21 protein-coding genes are annotated in these 21,348 nt (G+C 50.1%); 2 read left to right on the plus strand and 19 right to left on the minus strand.

Annotated elements, in window-relative coordinates; translation table 11 throughout:
• Positions 1 to 171 precede the first annotated feature (171 nt).
• The gene (ppx, locus tag ACE418_RS01875; RefSeq protein WP_416448928.1) at positions 172 to 1,707 is read left to right on the plus strand and encodes an exopolyphosphatase; all 1,536 of its coding nucleotides are present in this window, start codon (positions 172 to 174) and stop codon (positions 1,705 to 1,707) included.
• A gap of 189 nt (positions 1,708 to 1,896) precedes the next feature.
• Here ppx and ACE418_RS01880 read toward each other — a convergent pair whose 3' ends face one another.
• The 9 genes from ACE418_RS01880 to ACE418_RS01920 form a co-directional block, all read right to left on the minus strand.
• A complete protein-coding gene (locus ACE418_RS01880; protein ID WP_416448930.1) occupies positions 1,897 to 2,658 on the minus strand; it encodes an EFR1 family ferrodoxin in 762 nt (253 codons plus the stop codon).
• Between the two features lie 105 nt (positions 2,659 to 2,763).
• Entirely contained in the window at positions 2,764 to 3,453 is a 690-nt protein-coding gene (gene radC / locus ACE418_RS01885) for a RadC family protein (protein ID WP_020309747.1), read from the minus strand.
• Entirely contained in the window at positions 3,450 to 4,010 is a 561-nt protein-coding gene (locus ACE418_RS01890) for a Maf family protein (RefSeq protein WP_298587320.1), read from the minus strand. Before ACE418_RS01890 ends, radC begins: the two co-directional genes overlap by 4 nt.
• An 18-nt stretch (positions 4,011 to 4,028) precedes the next feature.
• A complete protein-coding gene (locus ACE418_RS01895; protein ID WP_416448933.1) occupies positions 4,029 to 4,304 on the minus strand; it encodes a DUF4321 domain-containing protein in 276 nt (91 codons plus the stop codon).
• Positions 4,305 to 4,402: 98 nt separating this feature from the next.
• Positions 4,403 to 6,094, minus strand: coding sequence for a glutamine--tRNA ligase/YqeY domain fusion protein (locus tag ACE418_RS01900; protein ID WP_416448934.1), 1,692 nt, complete (start codon positions 6,092 to 6,094; stop codon positions 4,403 to 4,405).
• A 257-nt stretch (positions 6,095 to 6,351) separates the two neighbouring features.
• Positions 6,352 to 6,636, minus strand: a complete 285-nt coding sequence (locus ACE418_RS01905) for a hypothetical protein (RefSeq protein WP_416448935.1) — start codon at positions 6,634 to 6,636, stop codon at positions 6,352 to 6,354.
• A 27-nt stretch (positions 6,637 to 6,663) separates the two neighbouring features.
• The gene (locus ACE418_RS01910) at positions 6,664 to 7,248 is read right to left on the minus strand and encodes an N-acetylmuramoyl-L-alanine amidase family protein (protein ID WP_416448937.1); all 585 of its coding nucleotides are present in this window, start codon (positions 7,246 to 7,248) and stop codon (positions 6,664 to 6,666) included.
• Positions 7,245 to 7,421 carry a hypothetical protein gene (locus ACE418_RS01915; protein WP_416448939.1) on the minus strand — a complete coding sequence of 59 codons (177 nt, stop codon included), beginning with the start codon at positions 7,419 to 7,421 and terminating at the stop codon, positions 7,245 to 7,247. Before ACE418_RS01915 ends, ACE418_RS01910 begins: the two co-directional genes overlap by 4 nt.
• 9 nt (positions 7,422 to 7,430) lie before the next feature.
• The gene (locus ACE418_RS01920; protein ID WP_416448941.1) at positions 7,431 to 7,601 is read right to left on the minus strand and encodes a hypothetical protein; all 171 of its coding nucleotides are present in this window, start codon (positions 7,599 to 7,601) and stop codon (positions 7,431 to 7,433) included.
• 83 nt (positions 7,602 to 7,684) lie between these two features.
• Here ACE418_RS01920 and ACE418_RS01925 point away from each other — a divergent pair, with 83 nt between their 5' ends.
• The gene (locus ACE418_RS01925; RefSeq protein WP_416448942.1) at positions 7,685 to 8,659 is read left to right on the plus strand and encodes a tyrosine-type recombinase/integrase; all 975 of its coding nucleotides are present in this window, start codon (positions 7,685 to 7,687) and stop codon (positions 8,657 to 8,659) included.
• A 950-nt stretch (positions 8,660 to 9,609) separates the two neighbouring features.
• On the opposite strand, the gene ACE418_RS01930 is transcribed toward ACE418_RS01925, so the two are convergent.
• Genes ACE418_RS01930 through ACE418_RS01975 form a run of 10 tightly spaced genes read right to left on the minus strand, consistent with a single transcriptional unit; the run spans position 9,610 to position 21,283 of the window.
• Positions 9,610 to 10,293 carry a phage baseplate protein gene (locus ACE418_RS01930; RefSeq protein ID WP_416448943.1) on the minus strand — a complete coding sequence of 228 codons (684 nt, stop codon included), beginning with the start codon at positions 10,291 to 10,293 and terminating at the stop codon, positions 9,610 to 9,612.
• Positions 10,294 to 10,671, minus strand: a complete 378-nt coding sequence (locus ACE418_RS01935; protein WP_416448944.1) for a hypothetical protein — start codon at positions 10,669 to 10,671, stop codon at positions 10,294 to 10,296. It abuts the gene before it with no gap.
• 19 nt (positions 10,672 to 10,690) lie between these two features.
• Positions 10,691 to 11,272 (minus strand): hypothetical protein, encoded by a 582-nt coding sequence (locus ACE418_RS01940; protein ID WP_416448946.1) that lies wholly within the window; start codon positions 11,270 to 11,272, stop codon positions 10,691 to 10,693.
• Positions 11,269 to 11,622 (minus strand): hypothetical protein, encoded by a 354-nt coding sequence (locus tag ACE418_RS01945; RefSeq protein ID WP_416448948.1) that lies wholly within the window; start codon positions 11,620 to 11,622, stop codon positions 11,269 to 11,271. Before ACE418_RS01945 ends, ACE418_RS01940 begins: the two co-directional genes overlap by 4 nt.
• On the minus strand, positions 11,622 to 15,179 hold the full coding sequence (locus ACE418_RS01950) for a phage tail protein (protein ID WP_416448950.1): 3,558 nt from the start codon (positions 15,177 to 15,179) through the stop codon (positions 11,622 to 11,624). The genes ACE418_RS01945 and ACE418_RS01950 overlap by 1 nt, the downstream gene beginning before the upstream one ends.
• Positions 15,179 to 15,628 carry an NlpC/P60 family protein gene (locus ACE418_RS01955; protein WP_416448951.1) on the minus strand — a complete coding sequence of 150 codons (450 nt, stop codon included), beginning with the start codon at positions 15,626 to 15,628 and terminating at the stop codon, positions 15,179 to 15,181. The genes ACE418_RS01950 and ACE418_RS01955 overlap by 1 nt, the downstream gene beginning before the upstream one ends.
• Positions 15,625 to 16,209: a baseplate hub domain-containing protein gene (locus ACE418_RS01960; protein WP_416448952.1), complete on the minus strand. Its 585-nt coding sequence runs from the start codon at positions 16,207 to 16,209 to the stop codon at positions 15,625 to 15,627. The genes ACE418_RS01955 and ACE418_RS01960 overlap by 4 nt, the downstream gene beginning before the upstream one ends.
• A 4-nt stretch (positions 16,210 to 16,213) precedes the next feature.
• A complete protein-coding gene (locus ACE418_RS01965) occupies positions 16,214 to 16,786 on the minus strand; it encodes a DUF2460 domain-containing protein (RefSeq protein ID WP_337563694.1) in 573 nt (190 codons plus the stop codon).
• The gene (locus ACE418_RS01970) at positions 16,786 to 21,057 is read right to left on the minus strand and encodes a tape measure protein (protein WP_416448954.1); all 4,272 of its coding nucleotides are present in this window, start codon (positions 21,055 to 21,057) and stop codon (positions 16,786 to 16,788) included. Before ACE418_RS01970 ends, ACE418_RS01965 begins: the two co-directional genes overlap by 1 nt.
• Entirely contained in the window at positions 21,014 to 21,283 is a 270-nt protein-coding gene (locus ACE418_RS01975) for a hypothetical protein (protein WP_416448956.1), read from the minus strand. The genes ACE418_RS01970 and ACE418_RS01975 overlap by 44 nt, the downstream gene beginning before the upstream one ends.
• Between the last annotated feature and the right edge of the window lie 65 nt (positions 21,284 to 21,348).

Raw genomic sequence — 21,348 nt, forward strand, 5'->3', positions numbered from 1 at the left:
TTTTCTTGACGGTATAGTTGCTGTCTAGCTGATACTCTTCTTATTATACATGAAAGTCACCGTATGTATGTATATTTTTTGTAAAAATTTTCGGCATGCCTCTCTATTCTGTAGTATAATGAAAAAGGTAAACGATAAACTTGATAAACATCCGCAGAAATGAGGTATACCATGGAAAAATTAGCCATCATCGACATGGGCTCTAACTCCATCCGCTTTGTCGTCATGCAGATTGCCGACAACCAGTCGTACTCCCTGCTCTACCAAGAAAAAGAAGCCATCCGCCTGGGCCATGGCCTGAGCCAGACTGGCGTCATCAGTGAAGAAGGGATGCAGCGGGCCCTGACCTGCCTGCACGTCTATAAACATATCATGGAAGTCATGGACATCCATGAGTGCCGGGCCGTCGCAACGGCAGCCGTCCGCAATGCCAGCAACGGAGAAGAATTCTTGAAACGCATCAATGCCGAAACGGGCATCACCATGAACGTCATCACTGGCGAACGGGAAGCGTACTTAGGCTACCTCGGCGTCATCAATACCATTGCCATGAAGGACTTCCTCATCTTCGACCTGGGCGGTGCCAGCGTCGAAATGACCTTAGTCCGCAACGGAGAAGCCGTCCACTCCCTGTCGGTCCCTATCGGCGCCGTCACGCTGACGGAAAAATTCGGCACCCAGGGAAATCCCGATTCCGAAGCCATTGCCAGCCTGATGAAATTCGTCCAGAAAAAAATGGCCGCCGTCCCCTGGATACAGGACATCCAGCTGCCCATCGTCGGCATCGGCGGTACGGCCCGTAACTTCGCCAAAATGGATCAGCGGGCAACGAATTATGAACTGTCGAAGCTCCATAACTACATCATGCCTCTGGAAAATTTTGAAAACCTCTATCACGAAATCACGACGCGGACCAGTGCCAACCGCAAGAAGATCGCCGGCCTGTCCAGTGAACGGTCCGATCTCATCGTCGCCGGTGCTGCCGTCATCAAAACCATCTTCGACATGACGGGCAGCCCGGAAATGGTCGTCAGCGGCTGCGGTCTCCGCGAAGGTTTATTCTATGAATATTACGCTTCGTACTGCCAGCTGCCGTCGCCCCGCTTCGACGACATCCTCGATTTCAGTGTCAAGAACTTCCTCGGCACGCTGAGCGGCGTCATCATCAACCAGGCCCATTACGACCAGGTCACGCGCATCGCTACCCAGCTCTTCGACCAGCTCCAGCCGCTCCACGGCTACGGCCCGCGGGAACGTCTCCTGTTGCAGACAGCCGCCCGTATGCACGACGTCGGCAAAATCATCAATTTCTACGACCACGCCCGCCATTCGGCCTTCATGATCGCCCATGCCCCGCTCTACGGCATGACCCAGGTCGAACAAATCATCACGGGCTTCATCGCCGGCTTCCATCACGGCATCAGCCGCAAGATCATCCGAGCTTACCGCTACGCCAACATGGCCTCTGCCGAAGACTGGATCATGATCCGCAAACTCTCGACTATCCTGGCCTTGGCCGAAGCCTCGGACCTGACATACGAACAAATCGTTACCGACGTCGAAGTCACACTGGCCGAAAACGTCGCCGTCATGATCCTCACGACAACACCGGGGTCGACATACAATGCTGCGGACTATGAAATGAAACAACTGAGCAAACAATTCAAAAAAGAATTCGGTGCTTCCCTGCTCCTCGTCTGGAAGTGAAGGGTTGGATGAGAAAAAGGAGCTGTCGCATCGCGACAGCTCCTTTCAAGTTGTTAGTGGCTAGTTGTTAGCGGATGGGTTTAAATTTAAAGCTTTTCTCTGCAAACTATAAACTCTGTGCTACAAACTATAAAGTAAACGGGGCATCACATGATGGCAGAATCCTTCGTGCGACAGCCTCTTTTACTCTTATCGCCACGTCATGTCTTCTGCCGTGACATCGGGATGATGGTACTGGTCTTCGGAAAGGACCTGTTTGCCGTGGACGGTGACGGCCTGCTGGGGACACCAGTGGACACAGGCCAGGCAATGGCTGCAATGGGAGCCGATGACGGCCCGTTTCGCCGTACAGATGATATTGCTCACCGGACAGATGCGGGCACAGAGGCCGCAGGCAATACAGCGCGTTCCATCGACAGACGGTGTCAGCCAGCGTTCCCCGGCATGACGGACCAGGCCCAGGTTCATGAGCCAGGCCGACAGCGACGAATGGATGGCCGTCGTATCCCGGATCTGCCTGCGTATCTTATCCGCTGCGTCAGCGACCAGTTCATCGGCATGGTCCAGACGGTTCATATCGTAGCGGATATGACGCCGCGACGCAATGGTACTGTTAGCGATCATCGGCAGGACGGTCCCGTAGGACAAGGAACAATGCTGGCGCCGGAGAATCTGGTCCATCGTCCGGAGAGCCCGGCCCGGCGTACTACCACAAGTAGCAATGCCATAGAAATAGGTCGATTTCTGGAAACGGACCTGTCTGACGAAATCCTGTACGGGTTCGGGAAGATCCCCGAAATAGACGGGAAAGACAAAGCCGATGATGCGATCCTGGATGCGCTGGCACCGTTCGTGGATTGCCGAAATCGGCACCGCCGTATCGCCAGTCAGTTCAGCCAGCTTCTTGGCTGCATATAATGAATTTCCCGTTCCTGAAAAGTAAAGAATCATAAGGCTCACCTCAGAGACCGCACTGCCAGTTTCCCGCTGCAGGCGGACGGTATTTTATATTCATTATATCATGAAACCCTGTCATTTGTCTCGATACATTTGTCTTTACACGTAACCGCGCTCGCAAAGGCTGACGAAAGTCCCATCGCCGATGATGATGTGATCGAGGACAGGGATTTCCATAATCTGGCCGGCATCGGCAATGCGCTGGGTCACGACGATGTCCTCGTGGCTCGGTTCGGGATTGCCTGACGGATGGTTGTGGACCAGGACGACGGCAGCGGCATTGTAACGCAGAGCGTAACGGAAGACTTCCCGCGACTTGGCCAGACTGGCATTGATCGTACCGATAGTCAGCGTCCGGTAGGCAATGAGCTGGTTCTTCGTCGATAAGTAGACGGCTCCGAACTGCTCTTGTGGCAAAAAGCGCAGATCTTCCATGACATAACCGGCAATGGCCTGGGGTGTACTGAAATCAGGCGCCGCTTCCTTTACGTGCTGCCGTGAAATACGCCGTCCCAGTTCGACGGCGGCACAGACCGTAACGGCCTTATCCGTCCCGATACCGGGAATCTGGCAGAGGTCGCCGATGCTGGTATCACTGAGGTAGCAAATATTTTCTCCTGGCAGAGAGTGAAGGACCTGCCGCGACACATCGAGGACGGATTGTCCCTTCGTACCCGTCCGCAATAGAATCGCCAGCAAGTCCTGGTCGGTCACCGCTGAAGGGCCGTGACGGAGGAATTTTTCCCGCGGTTTCTCACAAACAGCGAGGCTGCGGAAAGGATCGCTCATACATGGACCTTAGCCTTGTGGAACAACTTGCATACCTGGGACAAGGGCAGGCCGACGACGTTGGTATAGGACCCGTTGATCTTATCGACGAAAGCCGCAGCCCGGCCCTGTATGCCATAGGCCCCGGCTTTGTCCAGCGGTTCCCCAGAAGCGACATAGGCTTTGATTTCCTTTTCACTGAGCCGGCGGAACCAGACTTTCGTTTCGACGACCTTCGTGTATTCCTTATGGCCATTGATCAAGGCAATGCCCGTATAGACGGAATGCTTCTTCCCGGACAGAGCACGGAGCATCTCGATGGCAGCGGCTTCATTCTTGGGCTTGCCCAACATTTCCCCATCGATGGCGACAATGGTATCGGCGCCGAGGACCCACTGGCCCGGGAATTTTCCGGCCACGTCGCGGGCCTTCCCCAATGCCTGGGCCTGGACGTATTTTTCCGGGTCTTTTTTCTTCGGCGATTCTTCACTATACGTACTCGGATTGACCATATAGGCGACGCCGATTTGCGTCAGCAGTTCGCGGCGACGAGGCGAACCAGAAGCTAAGATGAGCATGTAATAATCCCTCCTAAATTATTGAAGATGACGAAAGAGAATGGCTGCCAGGATGACGCCGATGATGCTGAGCATATTCGGTGCCAGATGGATGCCAAACTGCAATTCCATGAGATAGAGATTGAGGTGAATATTCTGGATATTCAAGATTTCATAATGCTGCGTCAGGGCCGGCAGGACACCCTTCAGGGCTGGAACGGCGTACAGGGCTTCCCCGACGATGCCGCCGAGGATACCGCCGACGATGAGGAAAATAAAGAAGAACAACAGACTGTGCGAACCAGGCGTTTTCATAGCCTACCTCCATTATACACGCAAGATACGAAGGGGCCGCCCTTTCTCATGAAATTCTAATCCATTCTGAGAAAGGCAGCCCCTTTTTTAATCATCACTTATTGATTTTTCTTTTTCTGCATCTTAGCCCAAGTATCGCGGAGGCCGACGATGCGGTTGACGACCAGGTGGTCTGCCGTCGTATCAGGATCAATGACGAAATACCCCTGGCGCAGGAACTGGAACTTATCGCCTACGTGATACGTTGCCAATGCCTTTTCGGCCTTGCTGTGGTATACGTCGAGGCTGTGGGGATTGATCTGATCGAGGAAATCCTTGCTTTCCCCTTCTTCCTCGCTGCCGTCGTCCTTCAAAAGATAGTCATAGACGCGGGTTTCGACGTCGACAGCATCTTCCGCATTGACCCAGTGCAAAGTCCCTTTGACCTTGCGGTTGGCGTTGGCGCCGCTGCCGCTCTTGCTTTCCGGATCATACGTGCAGTGCAGTTCGACGATGTTGCCGTCTTCGTCTTTGATGACTTCTTCACATTTGATGATGTAGGCATATTTGAGGCGGACTTCCTTCCCCGGAGCCAGGCGGAAGAACTTCTTGACCGGTTCTTCCATGAAGTCATTGCGTTCAATATAGAGGTGCTTGCTGAACGTCATTTCACGCGTACCCATGGCTTCATTTTCCTGGTTGTTGTCGGCCGTCATCGTTTCCGTCTTGCCGTCCGGATAGTTGGTGAGGACGACCTTGATCGGATCGATGACCGTCATCAGGCGTGGTGCTTTCATCTTCAGGTCTTCGCGGATGCAGTATTCCAAGAGCGAAATATCGACCATGCTGTCGGCTTTGGCGACGCCGATGCGTTCGCAGAAGTCACGGATGGATTCCGGCGTATACCCGCGGCGGCGGATCCCGGAAATCGTCGGCATACGAGGGTCATCCCAGCCGCTGACGATTCCTTTTTCAACGAGGAGACGCAGTTTGCGCTTGCTGGTAATCATGTTGGTGACATTCAAGCGGGCGAATTCAATCTGCCGCGGTTTCTGGCCTTCCGGGTCATCCCAATCTTCGAGGACCCAGTTGTACAGCGGACGATGTGCTTCGAATTCCAAGGTGCAGATGGAATGAGTAATGCGTTCGATTGCGTCCGATACCGGATGGGCAAAATCGTACATCGGATAGATGCACCATTTATCACCCGTGCGATGATGCGATGCATGGACGATACGGTAGAGGACCGGATCGCGCATATTGAGGTTCGGGCTGGCCATATCGATTTTAGCACGCAGTACCTTTTCTCCATCGGCGAACTTGCCGGCTTTCATATCTTCAAAGAGCTGGAGGTTTTCTTCGACGCTGCGGTTGCGGTACGGGCTTTCCTTCCCCGGCGTATTGAAAGTGCCGCGGTATTCGCGGATTTCATCACTCGACAAATCGTCAACATAAGCCTTGCCCAGGCGGATCAGTTTCTTGGCGTATTCATAGAGTTTATCGAAATAGTCCGATGCATAGAACATGCGGTCGTCCCAGTCAAAACCGAGCCATTTGACATCGCGTTTAATCGATTCTACATATTCCGTATTTTCTTTCGACGGATTCGTGTCATCAAAGCGGAGATTGGTCAGTCCGCCATATTTCTTGGCAATGCCGAAATTCAGGCAAATCGACTTTGCGTGGCCGATGTGGAGATAGCCATTCGGTTCCGGCGGGAAACGAGTATGTACCCGCTTGCCATATGTATTCTTTTCGTTGTCTTCATCGATAATAGTTTCAATAAAATTTTTGGTCGTTTCGTTATCCATCGATGTATCTCCCTTTCATATATGTATAAATGCCTTCAATATCACATTATAACCTAAACATGGCTTGCTTTGCAATGTTCTGCTACAAATTAAGCAAACTAGCGGTTTTTATCGAATCTGGCAAAAGTTGATTGATTTATTTTCATGTAGTTTCATTTCTTTTTTTTGACGAATTTTTGACGGCAGGCTGATGTGACATAAAAAAGCGGCGTCCACTCACAATGGAATGGACGCCGACTTTTATTTTTATTAATGTTTTATTGGTTTTGAGCCGACATTGTTTTAGACAATGCGAATTTCACGGCCCAGATAGCTCCATTAATAACAAGCGGCAGGACGATTTTGTCGCGGAGCATATTCCATCCTGTTTCCGATTTACTCTGTTCCTGGATTTGTGTCGTGAATTTGTCGGCAACAGCTTCGACAGCCGGGATGGCATTCGTTACGATGTTTTGCGTCAGCTCATTCTTCATATCTTCTGTGACAACATCTACGTTCAAAGCTTCTACAACACTGTCTCTAATATCGGTCCATTTACTCATCGTTCATTCCTCCATATATTAATGATTTTAATTATTAGATTGTTCGTAATCGGTTATACCGCGTGCAATAGCCCGGGCAATATCGTCCTCATTGTTTACAAGTAGCGCCATATCGTCATCATTGTCGATGAAAGCTGTTTCAACTAAGACAGCCGGCATATCTGTATACCGTAGTACCAGTAACTCTGGCATTTCTTTTACGCCTCTATCGACAGTATCGATGCTGTCGATAAGTTGCGATTGGATGCACTGCGCTAAATTGCCACTGTTACTCATCCTGCTATAGCATTCCACTTCTGTGCCGCGAGCTGTACCCGAAGCAGCGTTACAGTGGATGCTGACAAAAATATCAGCGCCCCATGCGTTAGCGGTTTCAGTAACAGTCATGCCCTGGCGATCATCATAATCGCTACGCCCTGCCGGTGTCGGCGCCAGGTTGTCGCTCTGCATTAAATAGCATGCACAGCCAGCCGCTTCAAGATATTTCTTTACAGCCGTGCCAATTTTGAGCACTACATCGCACTCCCGCAAATCAACACTTCCATCCGCGTCATAATGTACTGCTCCGGAATCATATTTTGTATCATGGCCAGGATTCAAAAACACTTTCATTTCAAATCATCCTTTCTTGTGGCGGCGGACTTTACCGTGCCGCCGATATAACCGAGGAGCCCCGAGGCGATTGACATGGCCAATTCGTTGAGGCTATAAAAAATCGCCAAAATCAAGGCCGTTACCAGCCCGATAATGACGAGACAATCTGCGATATTTACTTTTTCAAACATTTCCATCACCTACACATGCTGCAGCACTGACGTCAGCACTGACGCGAAAATGCCGACGACGGTTACACTCGTTCCCAGGGTCCAGCAGATGTCGTGTTTGAGATCATCAATTCTATGATGTGCCGATTTGCCAGACTCGATGGCCTGTACGACTTCGCGGTTGAGATTCGTCAGTTGCAACTCGATTCGGTCCAGCCGGGACATTAATTCATTGTCATTCATAGATTCTCCTTGATATGATTATTAAAAACGGAGTGATTATAATGCGTTTGCCAAATGGTTTTGGATCAGTTTATAAAATGCAGGGCCGTCGGAGGAGACCGTGGGTTGTAAAAAAGACTATCAACGGCCATCAAAAAGCTATTGGATATTTCGAAACTCATGACGCCGCCCTTACCTTTCTACTCAAATATAATCATGAACCAACAGGACTGACTGCGACGTTTGCCGATATCTACAAGCAATGGCGTCCAACAAAATGGCCGACATTGTCCAGATCGTCCCAATCAGCTTATGAGATTTCATTCCGGCATCTAGCACGACTTCATGACAAAACTATGAGCCAGTTAAAGTACCTAGACCTGCAGGCCGCCATGGACGATGTGCGAAAAGTCGCCGGATACAGCACTCAGAAAAAATGCCGGGTCCTTATGAGCCAGCTTTACCAATTTGCCATCAAACGCGAGATGGCCATGACGGACTACTCGCGGTATGTCGAGATAGACAAGCATCATGTCGTATATAAAAAAAGGCCTTTTACCACAAGGGAAATTAATCGTTTGTGGAAACAGGCAGATAACGCGGCTGTCCAGGATGTGCTGATACTGATATATACCGGCCTACGTATCGGTGAATACCTGTCACTAAAACCGCAGGATATAAAAATACGGGAACGCTATATTGATATCCGGCACAGTAAGACCCAGGCCGGCGTGCGTAAAGTACCCATCAGTAAGCGGATACTCCCCTTCCTGGCCGCGCGGAAGCGGCAGCAGGTCATCTGTTCGGTTGATACCTATGACGCTTTTCGGCGCCGATGGAACCGGACGATGAAGCGGATGACGATGCGCCACACTCCACATGAATGCCGGCATACACTGGCTTCACTGCTTGACTCCGCCGGAGTCAATGACACTGTCATAAAAATGATACTCGGTCACGCCCGGAGAGGCGTCACAAAAGCCGTCTATACGCATAAAACCTTGCGTGAGCTGCGTAAAGCCGTCGATAATTTGTGAGTAATACGGTACTAAGCGATATAACAGATGCTTTATAAACCGCTTAGTATTAGGCTTCGTGGCGTGTCTGGCTTGTGCTTAACAGGTGCATTTTGTGGCGCAAAAATTGCGTCATGTAGGCGTTAAACGTCTCTTTTAATACCTGTCGATGAGTTACCTGACCGCGCTATGGTTTCTTTAACCGGGAATAATGAGCTTACTTTACCCAGTGTACCTTGGAATACAGTTAAGACAACAACATGGGGCGGTACATCTTTGTACGATTACGTCCATAATGGATACGATATTAAATCCAATGTGGCTCATAACACACTACAACCGTCTAAAGTCGTGTACATCTGGATTCGTACAGCGTAACTGTCGAGGAGTTGGCAAAGCATGAACATGAAGAACAAGTACAAGCCGAAAATAATCATACGTACCCCATATCAGGTAAAAACCAGTCAAGCGGGATTATCAATATTGTCTTACCGTCATTTGTTGGTTTTCTTAGTAAATCTGGCGTAGTAAACACTAAACCAACTGGTAGGAACTCGCCCCATAACAACCTACAACTGAGCCGGGCTACGTATATCTGGTGTCGTACTGCGTAACTGTCGAGGAGTTGGCGGCTCATACACATCAAAATGGTGCAGGCTGGGGTGACTATACCGTAAAAGGATGCAGTGACTGGACTGATACACATCATGGTAGAACTGATGCTAATAGGCCTGCATACTTATGGGGCATCGACAGTTAGGCAGTCCGGCACCAGACGTAGACCGCTTTACACGGTTGGAGGTTGTTATGAGGTCGGTTACCGCCAGTGTAAGTTACGTTATTATCAATTAGACGCCAATGTTTGGTCCAGTGAGTAGCTAGATACCACGCATCGCATTGTATATCCGTATCCTCAGCCAGTGTATCGTCCAGTCTGCTGTCGTGCTTATGGCTTGCCAACTCCTCGACAGTCATGCGGTACGCAACCACGCAAAGACGGCTTTGCTCGGTTGCATGTTGTTGTGAGGTTTGTCACCACCAAATGGCGCTATCACTTGGCTTAGGTGGCGAACACCGTACATATCGTGTGTTTTGTTAGTTTTGATGACCTCCCTTTGGGGCTCAGTTTTGTTGTCATCATTTTGTGTTTGAAAGCACAATTCAAGTTTAACCACTGCCAATTCATCGACAGTGAGTTGGTGCATCCGCTCCCCGTAGGTCTGCCCCGCCACAAACTCGAAGCTGCCGAATTTGTCGGTGCCTTTGCCCTGTGAAATAAGGGTCAGCCCGGGGTCCAGCATCTTCCACGTGCCGCCGAAGAGCGTCCCCGGGTCGGTTGCTTTATCGCTGATATAGTAGCTCCCGACGGGGTGCGCGGCCAGGATGGCGTCTTTCTTTGCCTGGGTGACGGTGTCGGTGATGAGCGTCTTCAGGGCCGCGATGTCGATAGCGTTTCCTTTGGTATCTTCGGCAGCCCGGACACCTGTACCGGATGTCTGGGCATCGTGAAGCGCTTCCAAATTATTGTTGACGTAGTCCAAGATGCCGGTATTATCGGCATTGACCAAGGGGGACGTACGTCCGTAGGTCCCCGCCTGGATGATGTTATTACTGGCGTCCCGGAGCTCCGGGACCTGATAAACCTGTTTCTTCACTTACTTCGCCTCCGTTTCCGTGGTGGTGCTGGTCGTCTCCGTGGCAGCGGTATCGGTTTTTGTAGTATCAGCTGTGGTAGTCGTGTCCTCCGTATCGGCCGTTGCCGTATCAGTTGTGGCTCTGTCGTCTGTGCTAGCCGTTGTCGTCGTGGGGTCACTTGTCGTGACGGAGCCAGTGACGGGATCTACGTTCGTCGAGGCGGTGGCGTTTTTCTTCGTGACCGTCATGACGACTGCGTCCCCGTAGTCAAAATCCGTATCGATATCGGCATTTAAATTAATCATATTACCGACGTCATCGATAAGCGTATACGTCGTACGGGATGCAACTCCCTGCGGATAGGTAACCTTGCCATTTACTTTAAATTCTTTTTTCATGATGCTTTCCTCCTATTTTTTATAATCCTTCAATATCCGCTACAACTACGGGGACGTTCGGATCTAAATCCAACTCAAAACTGTATTCTGATGGGAAACGTAAATATCCCTTAATTCCATCCCAATCTTTGTGCCAATTCCCATGATAAAACACAGCTATTTTATTAGAGTAGTGATATGTTCCCGCAGTTGTTACTACCCCTAATATTTTTAAATATTTTAAGTTGCTATTATATACTACCTCTCCTTTTTGGTTATATACGATAATACCAACGGTGCCATCAGCTTTGTTAGCGTAATCAAAGTAGTATATATTGATACTATTTTTCTCTTCTATTCCGCTTGCTACCTCTAGCACTTGTCCTACTAAATTGCCATCTCCATTTCCCACCCTCACACGACATTGATCCGGTCTGCATATCTTAACGTTTGGAGACGACGCTGTAATGGCCGCTACACCAATTCTTGAATCTATTTCTATGAAGTTATATCTATTTATTATTTCATTCCCGTTTTGTTTTTTCACAAATGACAGATTCTTATAATTATCATTTATCGTGACGATGTCATTTTCGTTTCTTATTTCAATGTAGTTGCTCATCCCATGCACCCGTAAATAAATGTTATTGGCATTTTATCCCAGCTAACTGTTGATTGTTTATAATAGTCCCACATGCGTTCAAAGTGGAATCCGGTTCGCGTAACATTAGATATAAAAATGAAACCGCAAATGTAGACATTAAATTCGCCTTCGCTATCTCTTTTGTAAGCTTTTTCATTTCCCTTAAGAAATACAACAGGTTTCCCTGTATCATAATCTGGAATGGTAAAAGTTATATCTCCCGTACGTCCTGTAACTGTGATTTCTCCATAAATTCTTAGCGTAGATGCATTTACATTTGTATACTGCCTGCCAGATTCATCATACGTTACAATTTGCCCTTGAGACATTACCACACCCCCATTTTTACGCGCAATACATTGTTATTGTCATATACCTCAATCAGATTATCCTTTATTTCAACACGCGCCCCGCTGGTCTTCGTTCGCAACGTCCCGATAGTAGCAGTGATGGCCGACAAGCTGTTGACGTTGATTTTATCCGCCGTGACAGCATTGCTCTGAATCATGTTGTTCGTGATGATGTTGTTGCCAATTTTTGTTGTACCGTCGATGTTAATGAGGCTGCCTTTGATATAAAATCCGGTGTGGTCCTGCTGCAAGTAAGACGTCATGTCGCCTTGTGTGATTTTCGTCGCGATGGCATTGCTCATCTGAGCGATAGCCGAGTAAGACTTGGCCTTTGTCGAATCATTGAGATTGGAAACCACGGTAGTCACGGCATCCGACGTCTGCGTGATTTTAGACGTTAGCGACGAGTTGACCTTGTCCTGAGCGGTCTTGTTGCTCTGCACTGTCGACGACAACATGCTGGCGTCCTGCTTGATTTGGCTAATCTGCGTATCGACCGATGCGTTGACCTTGTCCTGAGCGGTCTTTTGCGTGGCAAAAGTAGATGTTAACCCATCGGTCGTTGTTTTAAGATCTGAGATAGACTTATAGCTGCTATCTCCCGGCGCTTTGTTGAGCTCAGTGATGACCGCAGATAAGTCATTAGCTGCCGACGCCGCGGCGGCCTGGATTTGCTGCGGAAGAGTCGTCTGCGTATCCTGTACAGCCTTATCAATGACTTGGTCTACTTTCTGCCGGGTTACGGCCTGGTCAGCCAACAGCGACGAGTCTACCAGGGCTTTTACCACACATCGAGTTGTGGGGGACTGCGGCCCAACGCCGAAAAGGTCGTAAAATGCGACCGTCACATCATAGATACCCGCGTCACAAGTGTAAGCCAGCTGATTATTGACCGATGAGATGACCGCGGAGTTGATGTAGTATCTCACTCCGATACAATCAGTCGGGACGGACTGGGCTACTATACTGAGGCCGCCTAATTTAGGCGTCACGACCGGGGCGTCCGGTTTTACCGGGACGGGTTTGTTGTACGTAATAATAGCAGGAGCACTATATTTACCAACTGCTGATTTAACATAGACATATAGTTTACCCGTTCGAATACTTAGCGATACAGTGCATGATGTATCTGTTGTCCGAGCCAACATCGCGTCTGTTTCACGGCCAGGGTATTGGTCTGTGCGGATTTCATAAAAAGCTACGTCTGTATTTGTTACTTCATTCCAAGACACAACAGCTGCAACGCCAAAAGTTATTAATACGTTCCCAGGAGTGTTAGGGATTTCTGTTCTCATCGCCACCAGAATATCGACGGAAGGCGCTGTATCCGGCGATGTCGAAACGCCCCATTCATCTTTGGTGCAGACGCAGATTCGATAGGTATCCCCTACGACAGCTTGCGGTATGACAACCTGGTTCTTGCCACTACCACCAAAAATCCATTCTCCATCGAAGCCCGCTTTATCGGCGGCAGTACCTTCTTTGATGGTGACATTCTGGGCCTGCTGATGGTCTGTTTTATACCACACTTCGCCGCTCAGGTAGCTTTGCAGTTCTGGCGGCGTCCAAGTGGCTACCAGGTCATACCGTGCAACGCCATCGGGCATCTGGCGATAGCGGTTGTAAGCCCGCAGGTCAGATACTGGCGGGATGTAGTACGCCATGATGGTGTACTCATAAGCCTTCACATCGGCCAGACTCTGGTTGCCTGAGCCAAAAATATTATAGGAGGCGAATTTGAGCCAGATTTTCTTGCCGACGTCTTCCTTTCGGAACGGGACATGCAGTAGTGTTGCATCTAACCGGGCAAAGGGCACGCCGGCAGCATGAGCGACGGCCGATGTATTATACTGCCCTCGGATGCATCCAGTTAGCTGCCAATGACCATTGGTAAGCAGGTTGGCTGTTTGATATGACAAACACTCTCCATCGAGCCAGCAAAGCGTGTTTCCCCGCTGGGCATCCTGTTCAGATCCAGACAACAGCGTCCCGTTGACGGCGACTTCAATAGTCGTTGCGTCTTTGGCCACAGCGGCCGCTAAGTTCCCTATCCGTGCTGTATTGGTAATTTGGCCAGCCAAGCGGTAATGCTCATTGTCATCGCTGACGAAGACATCACAGCCGCCCCACATATCTGCCGTACCTTTAGCACCGATCCAGAGTTCCAGGCCATTTTGTGTAAGGTCTGCCGGCGGCTGTAAGATGACAGGCTTTGCGGTATCAGGTGCCGGTTGATTGTAATTGATATACGGGCGGTCCGTTTCGTGGACATCATATGTTGCTTCGCTGTATTCCCCATCAGGGCGTGAAATAGCCGTGAAGGTCAGCAGGCCGTCCGTTCCTTCAGTAACGCTGTCAATAAGTACGACTTGCTTGTTCAGGCCACAATTCACGTCCGTCAAAGTGACCAGGTCGCCAACTTCGAGCCGGCAGAAAGACCAGTCCAACTTGAACGTGTATTTGTTCCGGCTGTATTTGCCATTCCTGGCCAAAGATTCTGCCAGTTTTACAGCCCGTTCTTTCGTGTAGAAATAATGAGCCTGCGTCGTACTGGCTTGACGAAGACCATAATCAACGATGTCATCTGTAACGGCATAGCTGACAGTTTCCTTTTCATACCCATTGGCACGGTTGATGAATTCTACGGGGAACTGATTATAGACTTCACTGCTGTCTTTACGCTGATAGGTTACCAGCGCCCCGCCAGACTGCGGGATAAAGTCGTCTGCTGTAAGGTTATACAAGATAGTCCGGTTCGGCGTCCAGGTGTCATAGGTCCGATCATCCAGAGGCACAATTTTAAAGGTATCATTCGACCAGAAGACATAAGCATTTGTCAAGGTCGCGATTTCATTGATGATGTCCCTGGCGCTCTTCGACTGCGTTTCATCGGGTGGAGTCGAAATGAGGAGGTCCGCAGCGGCACAATATTTTCGGTAGTTATCGAGGCCGATAATTTCTACATTGCTTAGCCCGACTTTATCCAATACATAGCGGATATAATCGGCAGGATTGACATCAACGCCGTCACCTGTATCCAACAGTTTACCAGCTACTTCGAAATTATAGTTCGGCATACTGCCGCTATCACCCAGGTCGATGACACCGGCCATATAAGCTAATCCGGGGTACGGCAGGGCCTTGTCTGGATGCTTGCCAGTGACATAGGCCCAGGGTTTCTGGTCCTGCGACCCTTTCCACAGCGTCATCTGGATATTAGAATCTGGATAATTGTAAATCTCTTTACCAACCCAAACTCGTTTGACCCCGTTAATAGGTCCTTCACAAAGGCCCATAAGAACCGCTACCGTATAGGTGTAAGAAACTGTAACCGTCTTACTGTGGCCACCTTTGCCGCTGCGCTGTGTTTCCCGGTGTTCATGAGCCGTAAAATCGTCATAGTAAATGACATTGCCGCTGACGCGGGTCGTCCCTAAAATTTCCGGAACCGGCGCGCCGTATTCGGCCGTACTGACTGTAAAGTCTGCGATTTTATTGCCTCGAATCGTCGTTGTATGCCCGCGAAAAATACCCATTATTTCACCCCCTTGAACCGATAAATACCGCGAAGCCGGCTTCTGCCATGGGCGTCCAGGAACATGACGTCATTCAGATCTGACAATATAACGCCCTGGTCAATGACAGCATGGATAATCTGATTATTGCCGATATAAATGCCACCATGAGACACACATCGGCCAAACTGATACATCAAAAAATCACCGATGGCCATACCCGCCCCGGTGATAGGTACACAATACTTTTTCACATAAGATAAAAACCATTCTTCACTATGGTGCAGATGCCACTCGTTCGAGTATGGAGCAATTTCAATGGCTCCCTTCTCAATCAGACCGGCATCTTCCAGGGCTCCAATCAGCAACATCCCACAATCAACACCGATGCCTTTAACCCGCGCCTGATTGACGTGAGGCGTTCCCAGCCAGGTCATGGCCGCTGCTGCGATTTTTTCGCCATCTGTCATATGAGCACTTCCTTTCTGGGTACGAAGGGCGCGATAAGGCAGGTATCATCCGTATTTTTGCTGGAGATGACCTGGCTTTTGTCGTTCGCCGAATAGGTTCCCTGCGGGTAATACTTCCGGATAGGGAACTGCATATTAAGCCCTTGTGTTTTGGCCTTGACGCTCAACTGCAGTTTAATACCGCCGGCGCTTTTGACTTCGGCCGTTCCACCAAAAAGAGAGATGCAGCCAACAATGGTTTTATCCCGGAAGAAACAACGACGAAGCTGTAGCTTTGCCCGGTCCAGGATGCCATCATGAGCCGCCTGCAGTACGGGGACACTGCCAATCAAGTCCTTCGTATCAGCATTGATTGTAATAGTCATCGTGTCGACGACAACACTGCTGTTCAGCTTGATTTGGTCCCGCTTGATGAGCAGGGCATTGTGCTTATAAACATGGCCATCGTAAGGAATGTCCATGTCCGTATCGGCGTAGTAGTATGTTGGGCCATTGAACAGGGTCAGTTCGTAGATGTCGCAGGACGTCATATTCTTTGCCGTATTCAGATATGTTTCCAAGTCTTTTGCTACGGTCTTCATGTCATCACCTCACCGTCACGAGCTTGAACGACTTCGTCTTGTTGATATTCTGGAAAACTTTTTCAATAGTCAGGCCGTCGTCTTTGAACATGACTTTCCACCAGTATGTATAGCTGGCCTTGACGATGGCCGTTGCGGCCGGTGCTGTCTGGAAGACAATGCAGCCGTTCACGATTGAATAAGTCGAGCTTTTCTGTAATTGGCCATCGACCCACACGGTAACGTTTTCAATGTATTCCACAGGCTCTACATAATCGCCCATGGCCATGATGGCCTGATAGGTCCCCGCCGTCACCATAGGAAGCTGACGATTCTTTTCCTGGTAGTCTTCCGGGTCTTTCCACAAGAAAGGTTCAAAGGCGCCCTTACAGAGCGCCACAAAACCCAACAGCTTACGATATTCGTCATCGGTCAAATAGACAAATTTCGTTTCAATGGTCCAATTCGGCAGCAGCAAGTTGGTCATCGTCCGGACCTTGCCGCTGCCGGATGTCTGCACTTCGGTGTTCCAGCTCATGGCTTTCGTACTGGACCAGCTGAGCTTATTCAGTTCAATCGGGAATTTCCGTAAAGCCATTAGAATACACCCGCTTCCGTTGCAAAATTACGGTCATTTTCAAACAGTGCCTGCCGGATGGTATCCAAGCCGCCGTTACGGAGGAAATCCGTAAAGGACGACGAGTCCAGCGTACTGACATTCATGGACACGTTATTGACCGACCTTTCATGATCAATCAATCCGAGCTGTTCAAACTTATCCCGGGATAGCGGTAAAACGGCTTCTTCGTAGTGCCCTTCACCAATCATGGCAATCGTATCGCCTTTGGTGATACCGCCAGAAGCCAGCTTCGGCCCATTCCAGGGAGCCGATGCCAAAGAGGATTGTTTATCGCTCCAGGTAGAACTGCCTTTAGACAAAGCCCCAAGGCCCGTAAAAGCCGATGTCATGGAGCTGCTAAGAGCAGCGGCTGTGCCGGCAGTCATAAGGCCCATAGCTACCCCCGCAGATGCCGGGTCGAGGACTAACTTGAAGAAAGCCGCCGGGCCTAAAGCCGCAGCCATGGAAGCCCCTTCAGCCGTCGTTTGTGCTACAGCGGCTGACGTCTGGGATTTTGCCATCGCACTGTTGACCAGCATTCCCGCCAACTGCTTGGCGTAAAACTCGACGATAACCTGAATCAGCGACTTCCCCAAACTTTGGAAGGCCTGTCCCAGCGTCTTCGTTCCCATGATGGTGTCCGTAATGGCCGAGCTAAGGCCGCTGAACGCCTTATCATACAAGTCGGCCACCATTTGCGCCGTTGTCGCATGAGCGGCCAAATACGTTTCCTGGTAGGTTTCCATCATGGCCTTCTGGGCCTCGTAGTCGTTAAGCCGGATAGCATTGGCATCACTCAAAACTGCCTGCAGCCGTTCTATAGATACCTGGTTCTTGGCCTCTTCAATATCGGCCTCGATGTCCTTGGCCTGCTGGAAGTAGGCTGTTTTCTGGTCGATGAATTCCTTGTACTTGGCCAGCTCTTCGTTATAGATTTCCTTGGCAAAGGATAAACGGCCATCAGCTGACACTTCATAGGCAATGTTTTCTTCGTCCAGGGCTTTCAGGAACAAATTTTTCTGCGATTGAGTCATCCCTGCGTAGTCGGCAGAGTACTGCTGCCATTTCGACTGGATGGATGTAATGGCCTTATCATAATCGGCTTCCATCTTGCTCAGTTCCTTATCGCTGGCTGTATCAGTCAGTGCCGGCGCATTGGTCTTTTTATCGGCCGCCATCGTGACAACCTTTTCTTTGATCTGCGCTTCTTTCTGAGCATCGGCTTCGACAGCTTTCAGATGTTCCTGGGCATACATAGCGTCCAGTTTTTCCTTATCTTTCTGATAGTTGGCGTTGAAGGTCTTGGACTCGTTCAGTTTTTCATATTCTTTTTGGAACTTGCGGTCTGTCAGCTCGACCTGCGTTGCCGTAGATTGCGCATAGCTGTCATCAATCTGCTGATGTGTCTGGAGTGCCTGGTCAGCCATCTTCTTGCGATAGTTAACCATACGCTGAGCAAAATCGTTGCTACCCGTTCCACCAGCCCCTTGAGCCTTGACCTGATTATAGTTAGATTGAATCTCGGCAGCATATTCTGCCTTATCGCTGCCGCCGTAATAGTCGGCAACGCCAGCCCATACATCGCCGCCATTGGCGTTGATTTTGTCCTGCAACATGGCCGCCCCAGCCAAGGCATTGGAATAGACGTTGCTTTGATAATCAGGATATAAGTCGCTAATCTTCACACGGCCGCCATTGCCATCGGCAACGTCCTGGTCTCCACTGAGAATCTGCATCATGCCGCCACCATTACCACCATCCATCGAAATGCCACTAACTGTATTGCCACCACTTTCTTTCATGGCTAAAGCTAACAGCAGCGCCGGATCTTGATTGTAGGCTGAAGCAGCGGCTTTGATAGCCTGTGTATAAACACTTTGGTCCCAGTTGAATTGAGGCTGACGCGCTTGATGTCCACCAGTATCTGAAAAACCAGCGTATTCGGCCATATTAATGTAACCATAAACATCAAAAGCCTGACGATGGTCTGTATTATAGTGCGTAGACACACCAGCACTACCACCAGCAGCATAATAACCAGTACCGTTTTCATCAATCATGATGACATGGCCGGTAGGGTCACCTTCACCGTCATTCGTGATGGCCACGTCACCAGGTTTGGGAGTATACCCAGAACTTGCCGGATGAAAAGCACCACCTGCATTTTGAGCCCAGTAATCTGCATTAGGACCTAAATCCCAAGCATTCGATACCCCGGCATTCGACCAGGCATTTTCAATGTATGTCGTGCAAACAACTTGGCCATCACCCGTGCCATATGGAAGTCCACTAAGCGCCTGAGCGTTATAAATGGCCCCAGCTCGCGGGTCGTAAGAGCCTGCACTTGCACTACTGCCAGACGCTCCGCTACTACCGCCAGTGCTTCCACCAGCGCCACCAGTATCAACACTTCCACCACCACCAAATTGCCCGAATGTAGGCATCGTGTAGTCCGTGTCATCGGATACATTTGGCGGATTGTCATGGATGGCCTGAGCAGCCTGACGCTTGGCTTTTTCTTCAGACGTCATGCCACTGCCGGCGTTACTCATAGCGTTATTTGTCTGGAAAATCTTCTGAATCAAGCTTTGCAGCCAGCCGATAGCGGTCTTCACGAAGCTGCGGATAGTTTCCAGCCCGCTCTTGGCCCAGTCCGGCAGAATTGAATTGGCCATATCCCCCAGGGCGTCGGCCACGCGACTCAGCGCCGATGAAACACCATCGTACAGCCAGTTAAACGCGGCAATGCCTGCCGTAATGGTATTGGTAATGACGGTCAAGAACAACGACAAGGCCGCAACGACGACGTTGATGACTGCGATGATAGCATAAACAGCTGCCGTAAATACCGTAGCCAGCAAGGTAATCAGAGGCGCGGCGGCAGAAACTAAATTGCTGATAGCCTGCCCCAATTCACCCCATAATTGTTTCAACGCAGTGCCGGCCATATTCACGGCTTCCATCGTCCCAGGCACGACATTCAGGAAGTCTGTCAAATTATGACCCGATGCGACAAAGGCGGCAATAGCGGCGCCAACAGCGGCAATGACCAGACCAAGCGGACCGAACGCCAATACCAGTCGGCCAATGCCAGAAATGACTTGTGGCAGTGACGTAATCGCTCCTTTGAGACTACTTGCGAAACTCAGCAGCCCTGTTCCCGCAGATACAGCCCCAGTCTTCATCAACGTAAAGCTGGTAGTTGCGGCCGCCATACCGGGAGGAATTGTAGCCAATGCGTTTTTTAACGTGTTGAGGCCTGTCAGAAAAGAACCGGCCAATGGAGCCGCGGCCAGTTTTGCATTGAGAGCAAATGATTGCAGTGCTGGAATCGTTGCTACTGTAAGGGTTGTCGCAAGACCAGCCGCGGCAACTTCCACTTCAGGGGGAATCATCTGTGACAAGGCTTCTCCGATGCCCTGATTTTTTACGAGGTTGGCAAACTGCTGCAAACTATCCCCCAACGAGGAAAAAAGATCCGGCAAATTCAAGGCGTCTGAAATCTGCTGCCCGACGGCAATAGCAGACTGACTGAGGCCGTCCATCATATTCGACCACGTGCCTGTAATCGTCTGCGCTTGCTGATCCATCATACCGCCAAACTTCTCTTCCATGCCGCCGACAAGGGCCTGTAACCCTGTTTGAGCGTCGACAGCTCCCTTGCTGACCATATCCATGGCCTGAGGGACAGACGTGCCGATTTTATCGGCCAGCATCTGCCAGGCAGGAATCCCGGCTTCTGTCAGCTGCAGCATTTCATCGCTCTGGACCTTCGATTTGGCTGCCATCTGTCCCAAAGCCAGAGTAATCCGGTCAATTCCTTCTTTCCCGAGCCCCACGCCGGCAGCGGCATCGCCGACGGCTCTTAACGTCGGGATGATTTGTTCGGCCGTAAAGCCAAAGGCCAGAAATTTCTGCGAAGCCGCAGCTACGTCATTGAATTCAAAAGGTGTTTTGGCCGCAAAATCCTGTAACTGCCCCAGCAGGTTCTTGGCCTGCTCTGCACTCCCCAGCATATTCGTCATAGCCGCCTGGACCTGCTGGAAGTTCCCGGCCGCCTGGACGGCTTTGACGCCTAATGCACCGAGGGAAGCGGCTACCCCCGCAATACTCATGACTGCGGCCTTCGATGCCGATAACGTTTCCTCTCCCAATGCAGATTTTAACTCGGCCTTCGTAGCCGACAATTCCCTGCGAAGCTCGGAGCTATTCGCCCCAATCTTGACCAAGATACTCGTCACTGTCGCCATCAAATCCCGCCTCCTCTCGTTGACTCTTGAATGATTCTAAAAATTCCTTGCGTTCGCGTTCCCGTTCGCCGCCTGTCTTTTCATGCAGGAACGGGCGGGCCAATTCTTTGGCCGGTATGGGATGTTTAGTGTGAACGCTTATCATGTTGCTGACGAACCAGGCCGTCGTAAATGCCTGGTCTTCCCGGCGTACCTGGTACCCGTCAATGAGCTTACTCAGCTCCATGGGAGATAACCGATAGAACTCCCATGGCTTGAGCCCTAATGGGCCATAAGCCTGCGATTCTGCCC

Source organism: Megasphaera jansseni, from assembly GCF_047974155.1.
Lineage (GTDB): Bacteria > Bacillota > Negativicutes > Veillonellales > Megasphaeraceae > Megasphaera.

What these genes read in the sequence shown, in the direction of transcription:
- ppx (WP_416448928.1), top strand. Translation starts at nt 172, where the DNA reads ATGGAAAAATTAGCCATCATCGACATGGGCTCTAACTCCATCCGCTTT.
- ACE418_RS01880 (WP_416448930.1), bottom strand. Translation starts at nt 2,658, where the DNA reads ATGATTCTTTACTTTTCAGGAACGGGAAATTCATTATATGCAGCCAAG.
- radC (WP_020309747.1), bottom strand. Translation starts at nt 3,453, where the DNA reads ATGAGCGATCCTTTCCGCAGCCTCGCTGTTTGTGAGAAACCGCGGGAA.
- ACE418_RS01890 (WP_298587320.1), bottom strand. Translation starts at nt 4,010, where the DNA reads ATGCTCATCTTAGCTTCTGGTTCGCCTCGTCGCCGCGAACTGCTGACG.
- ACE418_RS01895 (WP_416448933.1), bottom strand. Translation starts at nt 4,304, where the DNA reads ATGAAAACGCCTGGTTCGCACAGTCTGTTGTTCTTCTTTATTTTCCTC.
- ACE418_RS01900 (WP_416448934.1), bottom strand. Translation starts at nt 6,094, where the DNA reads ATGGATAACGAAACGACCAAAAATTTTATTGAAACTATTATCGATGAA.
- ACE418_RS01905 (WP_416448935.1), bottom strand. Translation starts at nt 6,636, where the DNA reads ATGAGTAAATGGACCGATATTAGAGACAGTGTTGTAGAAGCTTTGAAC.
- ACE418_RS01910 (WP_416448937.1), bottom strand. Translation starts at nt 7,248, where the DNA reads ATGAAAGTGTTTTTGAATCCTGGCCATGATACAAAATATGATTCCGGA.
- ACE418_RS01915 (WP_416448939.1), bottom strand. Translation starts at nt 7,421, where the DNA reads ATGTTTGAAAAAGTAAATATCGCAGATTGTCTCGTCATTATCGGGCTG.
- ACE418_RS01925 (WP_416448942.1), top strand. Translation starts at nt 7,685, where the DNA reads ATGCGTTTGCCAAATGGTTTTGGATCAGTTTATAAAATGCAGGGCCGT.
- ACE418_RS01935 (WP_416448944.1), bottom strand. Translation starts at nt 10,671, where the DNA reads ATGAAAAAAGAATTTAAAGTAAATGGCAAGGTTACCTATCCGCAGGGA.
- ACE418_RS01940 (WP_416448946.1), bottom strand. Translation starts at nt 11,272, where the DNA reads ATGAGCAACTACATTGAAATAAGAAACGAAAATGACATCGTCACGATA.
- ACE418_RS01945 (WP_416448948.1), bottom strand. Translation starts at nt 11,622, where the DNA reads ATGTCTCAAGGGCAAATTGTAACGTATGATGAATCTGGCAGGCAGTAT.
- ACE418_RS01950 (WP_416448950.1), bottom strand. Translation starts at nt 15,179, where the DNA reads ATGGGTATTTTTCGCGGGCATACAACGACGATTCGAGGCAATAAAATC.
- ACE418_RS01955 (WP_416448951.1), bottom strand. Translation starts at nt 15,628, where the DNA reads ATGACAGATGGCGAAAAAATCGCAGCAGCGGCCATGACCTGGCTGGGA.
- ACE418_RS01960 (WP_416448952.1), bottom strand. Translation starts at nt 16,209, where the DNA reads ATGAAGACCGTAGCAAAAGACTTGGAAACATATCTGAATACGGCAAAG.
- ACE418_RS01965 (WP_337563694.1), bottom strand. Translation starts at nt 16,786, where the DNA reads ATGGCTTTACGGAAATTCCCGATTGAACTGAATAAGCTCAGCTGGTCC.
- ACE418_RS01970 (WP_416448954.1), bottom strand. Translation starts at nt 21,057, where the DNA reads ATGGCGACAGTGACGAGTATCTTGGTCAAGATTGGGGCGAATAGCTCC.
- ACE418_RS01975 (WP_416448956.1), bottom strand. Translation starts at nt 21,283, where the DNA reads ATGGAGCTGAGTAAGCTCATTGACGGGTACCAGGTACGCCGGGAAGAC.